Consider the following 12,642-nt stretch of genomic DNA (forward strand, 5'->3'; position numbering starts at 1 on the left):
CTAGTGGGCGAGCCGGCAGGCGAAGACTGCCCGCCGCCGCCCGGAGGCTCGGGCGACGGCGCGCAGCGCAAAGGCGGTGAGCCTGCGGTCAGCGGGTGACGATCTGCCCCTTGGCCACCACCGTGATGCCGGACTCGGTCACGGTGAAGCCCCGCTCGCGGTCGTGCTCGGGGTCGATCCCCACCATGGCGCCCTCCTCGACCTTGACGTACTTGTCCAGGATCGCGCGGTTGACGACGGTGTTACGGCCCACCTCGGCCCCGTCCATGATGACGGACTCGCGCACCGAGGACCAGGAGTTGACGCGCACACCGGGGGACAGGACCGAGGAGATCACCTCACCACCGGAGACGATGACGCCCGGCGAGACGATCGAGTCGACCGCGTGCCCCAGGCGCTCGTGGTGGCCGTAGACGAACTTGGCCGGAGGCATCGCGGCCTGGTAGCCGGCGAACAGCGGCCAGCGGTCGTTGTACAGGTTGAACACGGGGGTCACTGAGATGAGGTCCTGGTGGGCCTCGAAGAAGGCGTCCACCGTACCCACGTCGCGCCAGTAGTCGCGGTCGCGCTCGGAGGAGCCCGGCACGTCGTTGTCCTTGAAGTCGTAGACGCCGGCCGCCCCCTGGTTGACGAACCAGGGCACGATGCTGCCGCCCATGTCGTGCTTGGAGGTCTCATCGGCGGCGTCGACCGTCACGGCCTCCAGGAGCGCGTTGGCGTCCATGATGTAGTTGCCCATCGAGGCCAGGACCTCGTCGGGGGAGTCCGGCAGACCGGGGGTCTCCTTGGGCTTCTCCACGAAGGCCTTGATCCTGCCGCGGTCGGACGGGTCGGTCTCGATGACGCCGAACTGGTCCGCCAGGGACCGGGGCTGACGGATGCCCGCGACAGTGCAGGGCAGACCAGAGGCGATGTGGTGGTCCAGCATCTGGGAGAAGTCCATGCGGTAGATGTTGTCCGCACCGGTGATGACCACATAGTCCGGCCGCTCGTCGTCGAGCAGGTTGAGGGACTGGTAGATCGCGTCGGCGCTCCCCAGGAACCAGTGCTTGCCCACGCGCTGCTGGGCCGGCACCGGCGCGATGTAGTTGCCCAGCATGTCGGACATGCGCCACGTCTTGGAGATGTGACGGTCCAGCGAGTGGGACTTGTACTGGGTGAGCACCACGACCTTGAGGAAGCCGGAGTTAATCATGTTGGACAGGGAGAAGTCGATGAGGCGGTAGATGCCGCCGAAGGGCACGGCGGGCTTGGCGCGATCGACGGTCAGGGGCATGAGGCGCTTGCCCTCGCCACCGGCGAGGACGATTGCGAGAACACGAGGTTGAGCCATGTGGCCCACCTTACGTTGCTCGAGGGACCTGCGGGGCCAAATGGGTCACATTCCGGGTAGGTTCTCCGCCGAATCCTTGCCTGAGGCGTCGTTCAGGACGATCGAGCACCGGGCGACTCGTCCTGACCCGGTCCCCGACGCCTCACGCACGAGTATCCCCGCCTCCACTGGGGAGCGGATGCCACCGGCCCCTCGCAGGAGAGTCGGTGGAAACCACCGGCGCTGAACGGTCCCACCGGGCCCCGTGTGCGTATAACGTCGGGTGTGGCGCCCGCCCCACCGCAGGCGCCCGTCCTGCGCCGAGGAAGGCGCGGTCAGTCCATCCATCAGACAGAGGAGAGGCACACCCATGAGGGTCGACCTGCTGACCAAGGAGTACCCACCCTTCATCTACGGCGGCGCCGGAGTCCACGTCAACGAGCTCGCCAAGGTCCTGCGCCCCCTGGCCGACGTCCGCGTCCACGCCTTCGGCGGCCCCCGCGAGCCCGGCACCGAGGGCGCCGACGACGGCGTCACCGGCTACCCCGAGATCGCCGAGCTCGACGGCGCCAACGCCGCCCTGCGCACCTTCGGAGTCGACCTGGAGATGGCCCAGGGCACCGAGGGAACCGACCTCGTCCACTCCCACACCTGGTACGCCAACCTCGCCGGCCACCTGGCCGGCCTGCTCCACGGCGTCCCCCACGTCATCAGCGCCCACTCCCTAGAGCCCCTGCGCCCCTGGAAGGCCGAGCAGCTCGGCGGCGGCTACGCCCTGTCCTCCTGGGCGGAGAAGACCGCCTACGAGGCCGCCTCCGGGATCATCGCGGTCTCCAACGGCATGCGCGAAGACATCCTGCGCTGCTACCCCGCCGTCGACCCCGAGCGCGTCAAGGTCGTCCACAACGGCATCGACCTCGAGGCATGGAAGCACCCGCAGGGCCAGGAGGCCGACGCCGCAGCCGCCGCCACCCTCAAGCGCCTGGGCATCGACCCCGACCGCCCCACCATCGTCTTCGTCGGACGCATCACCCGCCAGAAGGGCCTGCCACACCTGCTGCGCGCCTGCGAGCAGCTGCCCGCGGACGTCCAGGTCATCCTGTGCGCCGGTGCCCCCGACACCCCCGAGATCAAGGCCGAGGTCGAGGGCCTCGTGGCCCACCTGCGCGACAAGCGCACCGGCGTGGTCTGGATCGAGGAGATGCTGCCGCGCCCCGAGCTCATCGCCGTGCTGGCCGCCTCCGACGTCTTCGTGTGCCCCTCCGTCTACGAGCCCCTGGGCATCGTCAACCTCGAGGCCATGGCAGTGGGCCTGCCGGTTGTCGGCTCAGCCACCGGCGGCATCCCCGACGTCATCGTCGACGGCGAGACCGGCCTGCTGGTACCCATCGATCAGGTCCAGGACGGCACCGGCACCCCCATCGACCCGGCCCGCTTCGAGGCCGACCTGGCCGAGCGCCTCACCACCCTGGTCACCGACACCGAGGCCGCCAAGGCCATGGGGCAGGCCGCCCGACGCCGCGTCGAGGAGCACTTCGCCTGGCAGGCCATCGCCCAGCGCACCATGGACGTCTACAACTGGGTCCTGGCCCAGGGCTGAGCGGGATCCGCTCCCGCTCGGCGACCCCACCGATACGCCACCGAGTGGCGCGCCCCCTCTACCGGGCCCACCACTCGGTGGCCGCAGCGGCACCGTGACGCGCCACCGCCAGCAGCGGGCGCAGGACGTCGGCCCGCCGCTGCGCCTGCAGAGCGGTCGTGGCCGCACCGTCGTCGTCCAGGGCCAGCTCGCACATCCCCGCCAGGCGCAAGGAGCGCTCCAACAGCTCCCGATCACGGCGCTCCAGCCACGTCGGGACGAGGCGCGGATCCACCACCGCGGTGAGCAGGTCATTGAGGGCATCGGCCATCTCCGGGCGCTCGCGGGCCAGGTCGAGCTCGATGAGCGCCTCGATGGCCTCCTCGGTGGCGGCGTGCACCTGCCGGCGGGCGTGCGCCGCATCCAGAGGGGGCAGCGGGGAGCTGAGAAGCTCAGCGTGCCAGGATACCGAGGTGCCGGAGTCCTCAGGAACCAGCAGCACCCGGCCGGCCGCCCCCTCCAGCACGACACCCTCATCGATGTCGGGCAGGAGCCCCCACGTGCCGGTGCCGCCGGCCGGTGAGGGCAGGACCGCGCTCACCCGACTCAACGGGCGGGCGGAGGCGAGCCACTGCTCCAGGCTGACGCGTCCTGGATCGTCGTCGGCGGCAGTCGGTGTGTCCGAGCCTACGGTGACGACGCTGCCGATGACGTCATGGGCGCCGTCGGGGCCTTCAACGAGCGACAGGCCGTGGGAGGAGGGCGATGGCGCCCACAGGGCCAGCACGATGCTGACCGGCGGGTTGAGGGGATCCATGGGGGCCAACCATAGTGAATGGCGGCCATGCGGGTCCCGAAGGGGAGCGGTCACCATATGGGGCGCGGCTCTCGTCGCGCATCTTCCCTGTGTGAACTCACCGTCACGATAGGATCACCTCATGACCAGTGTCCTCCACCTCGACGACGTCTCACTGCACCGCGGCAGCCACCAGATCCTCAGTCACGTCAACTGGACCGTGGACGAGGGGCAGCACTGGGTGCTGCTGGGATCCAACGGCGCGGGCAAGACCACGATCGCCAGGATCGCCTCGGCCAGGCTCTTCCCCTCCTCCGGCACGGTCGACATCCTCTCCGAGCGGCTCGGGCGCGTGGACGTCTCCGAGCTCCATCCCCGTATCGGCCTGTTGTCCTCGGCCCTGGCCGCCAACGTCCAGAACGGCGAGAAGGTGCTCGGCGTGGTCCTGTCGGCCTCTTACGGGCGCATTGGACGCTGGCGCGAGGAGTACGACGGCTTCGACCTCGAGCGCGCTCACGCCCTGCTGGGCGCCCTGGGGGCTGCTCACCTGGTCGACCGGTCGTGGGGAACGCTGTCATCGGGGGAGCGCAAGCGCGTCGAGCTGGCTCGCGCTCTGATGCCGGACCCGGAGATGCTCTTCCTCGACGAGCCCGCCTCGGGGCTGGACCTGGCCGGTCGCGAACAGCTCCTGGCTGCGCTCACCGAGATCATCTCCTCGCCCGACTCGCCCTCCATGGTCCTGGTGACCCACCACCTGGAGGAGATCCCGGAGGGCTTCACCCACGCGCTCACGCTGCGTGAGGGGAAGGTCGTGGGCTCCGGCCCGCTTCAGGAGGTCCTCACCGCGGACACGATCAGCACGACCTTCGGTATGCCGCTGGAGGTCACCTACGACCGAGGTCGCTACGCGGCCAGGGGGCTCCCGGCCGGCCATGGCAGACGCGTCGCCGAGGCCAGGGGCTGACCACCGGTTCCGGGAGGGAAGGCCGCTTTGGGCCGCATCGATCCCTGATCGTCCCTGCCCGGTACCCGACCACACACTCACCGACCGCGTTCATCAGGAGGTTCGCATGGAATGGCTGTTCTGGGTCGCAGGGGCGCTGCTCCTCGTCGTCATTGAGACGATGACAGCGGATCTCACCTTCCTCATGATCGCCGGCGGTGCACTGGGAGGAGGGCTGACATCCTTCCTCGGCGGGCCCGTGTGGGCGCAGGTCCTGGTCTTCGCCTGCGTCTCCACCCTGCTCCTCTTCGCGGTGCGTCCCTGGGCCAAGCGTCGCCTGGCGGCCGCCACCCCGCAGATGAAGACCAACGTCGACGCCCTCATCGGTCGGTCTGCCGTCACCATTACTCCTGTCGACAGTGAAGGCGGGCGGGTGCGCCTGGGCGGTGAGGAGTGGAGCGCCCGTCTGGCTCCCGCCGTCCAGGGAGGCGTCACCCGTCTGGAGGCCGGGGTGAATGTGACCGTGGCCCAGATCGACGGGGCCGTGGCCGTCGTCGCCCCGGTGACGACCTCCACCGCCGCTCCCGCGTCCTGACGCTGCCCGCGCTGGCCCCAACCGTTCTGACCACCCGTTCAACCCTGCAGGAGGAACCTCGTGCCCTTCGTCTCCATCATCTTGCTTCTCGTGGCCGTCCTGGTCATCGTCGCCATCTTCCGGGCGGTGCGGATCGTCAAGCAGAGCACTGCGATCATCGTTGAGCGCCTGGGGCGCTTCCAGGCGGCCTACGGCGCTGGAATGCACTTCCTGGTGCCCTTCATCGACCGGGTGCGCAACATCATGGACCTGCGTGAGCAGGTCGTCTCCTTCCCGCCTCAGCCCGTCATCACCTCCGACAACCTCGTCGTGAGCATCGACTCGGTGGTCTACTACCAGATCACCGACCCCATGCGCGCCACCTACGAGATCTCCAACTACCTGCAGGCCATTGAGCAGCTGACGGTCACCACGCTGCGTAACGTCGTCGGCTCCATGGACCTGGAGCAGACGCTGACCAGCCGCGACCAGATCAACGGCCAGCTGCGCGGCGTCCTGGACCAGGCCACCGGCCGTTGGGGAATCCGCGTCAACAGCGTGGAGCTGAAGTCCATCGACCCGCCGGCCTCCATCCAGGGCTCCATGGAGCAGCAGATGCGCGCCGAGCGTGACCGCCGCGCCGCGATCCTGACCGCCGAGGGTGTCAAGCAGTCCCAGATCCTCACGGCCGAGGGTGACAAGCAGTCCGCGATCCTGCGCGCCGAGGGTCAGGCGCAGTCCGCGATCCTCAAGGCGCAGGGTGAGTCGCGCGCCATCCTCCAGGTCTTCGACGCCATCCACCGCGGTAACGCCGACTCCAAGCTGCTGGCCTACCAGTACCTCCAGACCCTGCCCAAGATCGCCAACGGCTCCTCCTCCAAGATGTGGATCGTGCCCACGGAGTTCACGGCGGCGCTCGACGGCATCGCCGGCGCCCTGGGCAGCGGCAAGGACAGCGGCCCCGGCGGCTCGGACGACTCCGACGACGACGACGCCCGTCCCGGTGTCGACCTCTCCGGCAGCGAGCTCGACCTGGGCATCGCCTCGGACCTGGCCAGCACCAGTCTCCAGGCCCCCGAGGAGGCTCTCGCCCAGGCCCGCGGTGAGGTCGAGTCGGCCTCCCAGGAGGCCAGTGAGGAGCCCGCACCCAAGGCAGGGGTCTCCCCGAAGGCTCCTGCGGATGAGGCCGACGGCGAGGCCACGGTGAGCGTTCCGACCTCCGACGGCCTCGAGGGGGCTCACGCCGCGCACGGCAGCCACGTGGCCGACTCCGAGGAGGCCCAGCCCGGTTCCGTGCCCCCTCGCGGCGGTTACGGCATCCAGGCCCAGCCCGGCTACGGCACGCCTCCCGGCGCGCCCCAGGGCCCCTACGGAGCCTGAGCCGGCAGCCCTCACACCCCTGGGGGACCGGACGAGGCCCCGGGGACACTCGCTGCGGCGGGAGGAGTGGGCGATCCACGATGATCGCCTATTCTTCCCGCCGTACTGCTGTACTGGACCGGGAAAACCCCAGAAGGTGACGACGCGATGATTATTGAGTTGGCCGACGGCGCCGACGAGCGCCTGGCGGACTACACCAGGCTGACGGACGTGGCGCTGCGCCGTCGGCTGGAGACCCGGCGGGGCCTGTACATGGCCGAGTCCTCCAAGGTCATCACGCGCGCCGTGGCCGCCGGGCACGCCCCGCGCTCCTTCCTCATGGCCCCGCGCCACCTGGAGGAGATGCGACCGGTCATCGCCTCCGCGGCCGGCTGCGCAGGCAGCGACGACGGCGGCGAGGTCCCCGTGTTCGTCGCCCCCGAGGAGGTCCTGGAGTCCATCACGGGATTCCACCTGCACCGCGGGGCCCTAGCCGCCATGAACCGGCCCGAGCTCGCCGGTGTTCCCGAGCTGCTTGCGGCCGCCCGCGGGGGAGCGGGGGCCAGGCGGGTCGCGATCCTGGAGGACCTGGTGGACCACACGAATGTGGGGGCCGCCTTCCGCAGCGCGGCCGCCCTGGGGATCGACGCCGTCCTGGTCACTCCGCGCTGCGCGGACCCCCTCTACCGGCGCAGCGTGCGCGTATCCATGGGCACCGTCTTCCAGGTCCCCTGGACCCGGATCGAGCGCTGGCCCGCCATGGACGAGCTCCACGCACAGGGCTTCACCGTGGCCGCCCTGGCACTGTCGGACACCTCCGTGGCACTGGATGAGTTTGCGGCCTCACCGGCCTGTACAGCCGCGGACTCGCGGGTCGCCGTCGTCCTGGGCACGGAGGGGGATGGGCTGTCCCACCGGACCATCACCGCGGCCGACGAGGTGGTGCGCATCCCCATGGCCGGGGGAGTGGACTCCCTCAACGTGGCGGCCGCCGCGGCTGTGGCCTTCTGGGCGCTGCGTCTGCCCTGACCCGGACTGCAGCCCGGTGCCGCAGGTTCACGCCGGATGAGTAGAAGGCGAGAAACACCGTGGGGCCGGATCCGTCCATGGACGGATCCGGCCCCACCGTTGTGTTCGCAGCCGATCAGGTCGGCGGCGTCGTGTCAGGCTCAGGCCTCAGGCGCGGTGACCTTGATGAGGGCCTCGCCGGGCTCCACCGAGTCGCCGCCGACGACCTCGACCGAGGCGAAGGAGGCGGTGTTGGTGACGAGCACCGGAGTGGTCAGCGGGTAACCGGCCTGCTCGATGACGGAGCGGTCCACGCGGACGAGCTCCTGGCCCGCGCTGACGCGGTCGCCCTGGGAGACCTTGACGTCGAAGCCCTGGCCCTCCAGGTTGACGGTGTCCAGACCCACGTGGATGAGGATCTCCACGCCGCTGTCCAGGGTGATGCCGAAGGCGTGCCCCGAGGACGGGGCCACGACGACGGTGCCGTCCGCCGGAGCCGTGACGACGATGTCGCCCTGGGGCTCCAGACCCACGCCCTGACCGACGGCGCCCGAGGAGAACACCGGGTCGGGGACCTTGTCCAGGTCCATGGTCGTGGCCTTGAGCGGCGAGGCGATCTCAGTGACCGCACCGGGAACCAGGGCAGGCTTGGGCGTGGGGGCCTTCGCAGTCCGGTCGCCCTCCTCCACGGGAGCAGCAGCCGCAGCGGCGGCCTTGGGTGACTCAGCGGCCTGGGTCGGAGCGGAGGCAGCGGTGTTGCCGCCCTTGGTGACGCCGGCTGCGGCGAGCGCCTCGGCCCGCTCCTCCTTGGTGCGGTAGCCGAAGGTGACGATGAGGAAGAAGGAGGTGGCGAAGGCCGCGGCGACGGAGATGCCGTAGAGCCACATGGGGTTGAAGACCGGGATGGTCAGCAGCGAGGTGAAGACGAAGGTCGTGGTCGTAACGCCCTCGATGCCTCCCAGCATGCTGCCGATGCCCTGGACGAGGCCGCCCACGGCACAGCCGACGAGCATGAACGGGTAGATGCGCTTGAAGCGCAGGTGGATACCGTAGAGGCTCGGCTCGGAGATACCACCGAGCAGACCGGCGAAGAGGGCACCGGTGGCGGTCTGGCGCATCTCATCGTCCTTGTCGCGGAAGGACCACACGAGGACGGCCGCAGTGGCGCCGAAGCAGGCGAAGTTCCAGGCGCCCATGGGGCCTTGGATGAAGTCGGTGTGGTTCGTGGCCGCGGAGGCGATGTTGGCCAGCATGAGGGCGTTGAGCGGCCAGTGCAGGCCCAGCGGCACCAGGAAGGGGTAGACCATGGGGATGAGGATCGCGAAGATGATCGGGGCGTGAGAGTTCAGCCAGAACAGGGCCGTGCCCAGGCCGGTACCGATCCAGATACCCAGGGGACCGATGAGGAAGGCGGTCACCGGCATCATGATGACGAAGGACAGGAAGGGCACGAAGACCATCTGCACGTTGGTCGGAACGACCTTGACCAGCCCCTTGTAGACCAGTGCCAGGATGGCGACCATCATGAGGGGGACGAAGACCTGGCCGCCGTAGCCGTTGAGCTGCATGGGCAGCCCGGCAATGTGCGCCGTGCACAGCTTGGAGTTGATCGTGGCGTTGTCGATGCAGGTCGTGCTCGGGTGCTTCTCCAGGTCGACGAACTCCGGGGTGAGCAGCGCAGCCATGATCGCGGTGCCGACCCACGGGTCGATCTTGAGCTTCTTGGAGGCGTTGTAGGCCACCATGATCGGCAGGAAGTAGAAGACGGCACGGAACATGGCGTCGACGAACAACAGTGTGGCCGGCTTTTCCGCCGCATCCGCGTGGGTGTTGATGAGACCGAAGGCCTCACAGATGGCCTCACCCGCGATGATGAGGGAGGCGCCGAGCAGCGCCGGCAGCAGGGGGCGGAAGGAGTCCGAGAGGTACTCGAAGAAGGCGTCGACGTAGGCGTTCTTGCCGCGGGCCTTGGCTCGGGCGGCGGCCTTGACGTCGGCGTCGGACTGGCCCGAGCCGGAGGAGCCGCCCTGGTTCTTCATGGCCGGCAGGCTGTTGATCTCGTCGTACACGCTCTGCACGGCACCACCGATGACGATCTGGTAACGGTCCCCAGACTGGGGGACGGCGCCCATGACGCCCGGGATGGCCTCGACGGCCGCCTTGTCGATGCCGGAGGCGTCCTTGAGCTCGAAGCGCAGTCGGGTGGCGCAGTGGGTGAAATGGATGATGTTCTCGGCGCCGCCCACGGCGTCGAGGATTGCCTCAGGGGTTGAGGTCGTGGTTGCCATTCGGGCCCTTTCCTACTGAGCGAAGGTGACGAGGACGGAGGATGCACCCCAGTGCTCTCCGAGTCTCCGACTGGCTCGCTCTCGGTGGTGGGGATCTGACACCTCGTGCGCCGCGCGGGCGCAAAAAGGTGGTTGAGGAAGAGGGTACTGTCTCACGGCTCAGAACAAAAAGGGAACAGTCCATCTGGATGGCGCCCGCACCTGGCCCGAGACGAACAATGGCCGAGAAGCTGCGCGATCCCGGTATCCACTGGTCGGTGTTTGCGCAGTTGAGGCGGGTTGTGCGCACAGGTGCTCGGGCCAGTGGGTGCACCGCGGGAGCGGGTTTTGCACGCTTGAGGCACGCCGACCCCGTCTCACGCGAAGGAGCTCGATATGAGCGCGCAGACCTCCCTGGCCGCACAGCCGGCATCGCCGGTCCTACCGAACATCCCGGTTCGCCCGCCCACCACGACTCCGCCGCCCGTCCCGACTCCGACTGCCGCGCCCGACTTGCCGCGGCTCTACGGTCCACCGGGGTGGACGGTGCGCATCGGCCTGTGGCGCCTGCTGGAGCCCTGGCTCGACACCCCGCGCTGCCTGCCGGGCGAGAGCCCGCTGCGGCTGGATTCCCGGGGCGGCCCGGTGAGCGACTACGTGCCCTTCCGGGGCATGGACGCCGCCACCGCGGCCGACCTGCTGAGCCGGCTGCCGGCTGCAGCACTGAGAGACCGCCAGAACCTTGCCCCGAGCCTTAAGACGATGCTGACCGCCTGCGCCGGGGCGGACGGGCAGGTGCGTCTGTGCGGCTACGGCATTGGCCCCCAGCGGGAGGACGAGCGTCTGAGCGCTGAGGCCCTGTGGGTCGCCGACGCCGACCTGCAGGGCTACGAGGTCCTCGTCGAGCACAGCCGGGACTGCCAGTGCTCCGCGCTGTGGGAGCGGGTCAAGGACCGGTACGAGCTCGACGCCGGCGGCATTCCCGACGACATCGTGCGTACCCGGCCCGAGTGGGCCGGCGGCGGGGTCGGCTGGTGGATGTGGTGGGACTGATAGGTCCGTTGCGGCGGGCAGCGCCGGCGGGCCCGTAGCATGGCGCGCGTGATTAATGTCCAGGACCTCACCATGCGCATCGGTGCCCGCCAGCTCGTCGCTCACGCCGGCTTCCGGGTCGACAAGGGGATGCGCATCGGCCTCGTGGGGCGTAACGGCGCCGGCAAGACCACGATGACCAAGCTGCTCGCCGCCGCCTCTGTGGCCCAGGGCGCCGGCCGCGCCGTCAACGACGCCGACGAGCGCCACGGGCTGGAGGCCGTCGAGCACGAGGGCACGATCACCTGCACGAGCTCGGTGGGCTATCTGCCCCAGGACACCAAGGTCGGGGACCTCAGCGAGATCGCCCGGGACCGGATCCTCTCGGCCCGCGGCATCGACGCGCTCCTGGCCCGCATCCGCAAGGCCGAGGAGCGCATCGCCGTCACCGAGGGTGAGGCTCAGGCCAAGGCCCTGGACCGCTACACGCGCCTGGACCACGAGTTCACCATGGCCGGCGGCTATGCCGCCGCCTCCGAGGCCGCCCGCATCAGTGCCGCGCTGGGCCTGCCCGACCGCATCCTGGACCAGCCCATCGGCACGCTCGCAGGTGGCCAGCGCCGTCGGGTCGAACTCTCCCGGGTCCTGTTCCAGCAGCCCGACACGCTCCTGCTCGATGAGCCCACCAACCACCTCGACCACGACTCGATCCTGTGGCTGCGCGACCACCTGCGTACCTACGCCGGGGGCTTCATCGTCATCAGCCACGACGTTGAGCTCCTGCGCGACACCGTCAACCAGGTCATGTACCTCGACGCCGGCCGCGGGGTCCTCGACGTTTACCACCTGGGCTGGGACGCCTACCTCAAGCAGCGTGCCGACGACGAGCACCGGCGCCGTCGGGAGCGCGCCAACGCGGAGAAGAAGGCCGCCGCCCTGCGCGCCCAGGGGGAGAAGATGCGGGCCAAGGCCACCAAGGCCGTGGCCGCCCAGCAGATGCTCAAGCGGGCTGAGCGCCTCATGGCCGACCTGGAGGACGAGGCGGCTGTGGAGAAGGTCGCCCACCTGCGCTTCCCCGACCCCGCCCCCTGCGGCAAGACCCCGCTGCGCGCCTCCGGGCTGTCCAAGGCCTACGGCTCCCTGGAGGTCTTCGCCGGCGTCGACCTGGCCATCGACCGAGGCAGCCGGGTCGTGGTCCTCGGCCTCAACGGCGCCGGCAAGACCACGCTCCTGCGCCTGCTCGGCGGCGTGGAGGAGCCCGACTCCGGTGAAGTCATCCCCGGCCACGGCCTCAAGATCGGCTACTACGCCCAGGAGCACGAGACCATCGACACCGCGGCGAGCGTCGTGGAGAACCTGCGCCGCGCCGCCCCCGGCATGGACGACACCCAGGTGCGCAGCGTCCTGGGCTCCTTCCTCTTCTCGGGCGCGGACGCCGACAAGCCCGCCCGGGTCCTCTCCGGCGGGGAGAAGACCCGCCTGGCCCTGGCCATGCTGGTGGTCTCCAGCGCCAACGTCCTCCTGCTCGACGAGCCGACGAACAACCTCGACCCTGCCAGCCGCGAGGAGATCCTCGGGGCGCTGGGCACCTTCGCTGGCGCCGTCGTCCTGGTCACTCACGACGAGGGCGCCGTCGAGGCCCTCAACCCCGACCGGGTCCTCCTGCTGCCGGACGGCGACGAGGACCTGTGGGGGCCGGAGTACCTCGAGCTGGTGGCCCTGGCCTGAGGGGCGGACTGCACCCTCCCGACCCGGGCGCGACGCCGTCGGAC

At 69.8% G+C, this 12,642-nt stretch carries 10 protein-coding genes; 7 read left to right on the forward strand and 3 right to left on the reverse strand.

The genetic code is table 11. The features are described 5' to 3' along the window. Positions 1-88: 88 nt before the first annotated feature. Entirely contained in the window at positions 89-1,333 is a 1,245-nt protein-coding gene (gene glgC, locus HW274_RS05560) for a glucose-1-phosphate adenylyltransferase (RefSeq protein ID WP_004565073.1), read from the reverse strand. Between the two features lie 349 nt (positions 1,334-1,682). On the opposite strand from glgC, the gene glgA reads away from it, so the two are divergent. Continuing rightward, positions 1,683-2,912, forward strand: coding sequence for a glycogen synthase (gene glgA, locus HW274_RS05565; RefSeq protein ID WP_185989416.1), 1,230 nt, complete (start codon positions 1,683-1,685; stop codon positions 2,910-2,912). Positions 2,913-2,970: 58 nt separating this feature from the next. Here the strand turns inward: glgA and HW274_RS05570 are convergent, their stop codons facing one another. Continuing rightward, entirely contained in the window at positions 2,971-3,708 is a 738-nt protein-coding gene (locus HW274_RS05570) for a hypothetical protein (RefSeq protein ID WP_185989417.1), read from the reverse strand. A 121-nt stretch (positions 3,709-3,829) separates the two neighbouring features. Here HW274_RS05570 and HW274_RS05575 point away from each other — a divergent pair, with 121 nt between their 5' ends. From HW274_RS05575 to HW274_RS05590, 4 genes are all read left to right on the forward strand, one after another. Further along, complete coding sequence (locus HW274_RS05575) at positions 3,830-4,651, forward strand: ABC transporter ATP-binding protein (RefSeq protein WP_185989418.1); 822 nt, start codon at positions 3,830-3,832, stop codon at positions 4,649-4,651. A 106-nt stretch (positions 4,652-4,757) separates the two neighbouring features. Next, positions 4,758-5,225 carry an NfeD family protein gene (locus tag HW274_RS05580; protein WP_185989419.1) on the forward strand — a complete coding sequence of 156 codons (468 nt, stop codon included), beginning with the start codon at positions 4,758-4,760 and terminating at the stop codon, positions 5,223-5,225. Positions 5,226-5,285: 60 nt separating this feature from the next. Continuing rightward, positions 5,286-6,584, forward strand: a complete 1,299-nt coding sequence (locus HW274_RS05585) for an SPFH domain-containing protein (protein ID WP_185989420.1) — start codon at positions 5,286-5,288, stop codon at positions 6,582-6,584. A gap of 147 nt (positions 6,585-6,731) precedes the next feature. Further along, positions 6,732-7,592, forward strand: a complete 861-nt coding sequence (locus HW274_RS05590; protein ID WP_185989421.1) for an RNA methyltransferase — start codon at positions 6,732-6,734, stop codon at positions 7,590-7,592. A gap of 140 nt (positions 7,593-7,732) precedes the next feature. On the opposite strand, the gene HW274_RS05595 is transcribed toward HW274_RS05590, so the two are convergent. After that, the gene (locus HW274_RS05595; protein WP_185989422.1) at positions 7,733-9,859 is read right to left on the reverse strand and encodes a glucose PTS transporter subunit IIA; all 2,127 of its coding nucleotides are present in this window, start codon (positions 9,857-9,859) and stop codon (positions 7,733-7,735) included. A 375-nt stretch (positions 9,860-10,234) separates the two neighbouring features. Here HW274_RS05595 and HW274_RS05600 point away from each other — a divergent pair, with 375 nt between their 5' ends. Beyond that, entirely contained in the window at positions 10,235-10,891 is a 657-nt protein-coding gene (locus HW274_RS05600; protein WP_185989423.1) for a hypothetical protein, read from the forward strand. Between the two features lie 48 nt (positions 10,892-10,939). Then, positions 10,940-12,598 (forward strand): ABC-F family ATP-binding cassette domain-containing protein, encoded by a 1,659-nt coding sequence (locus HW274_RS05605; protein WP_185989424.1) that lies wholly within the window; start codon positions 10,940-10,942, stop codon positions 12,596-12,598. Positions 12,599-12,642 lie beyond the last annotated feature (44 nt).

This window comes from Actinomyces sp. oral taxon 169 (genome assembly GCF_013394715.1).
In the GTDB taxonomy this organism is placed as follows: domain Bacteria; phylum Actinomycetota; class Actinomycetes; order Actinomycetales; family Actinomycetaceae; genus Actinomyces.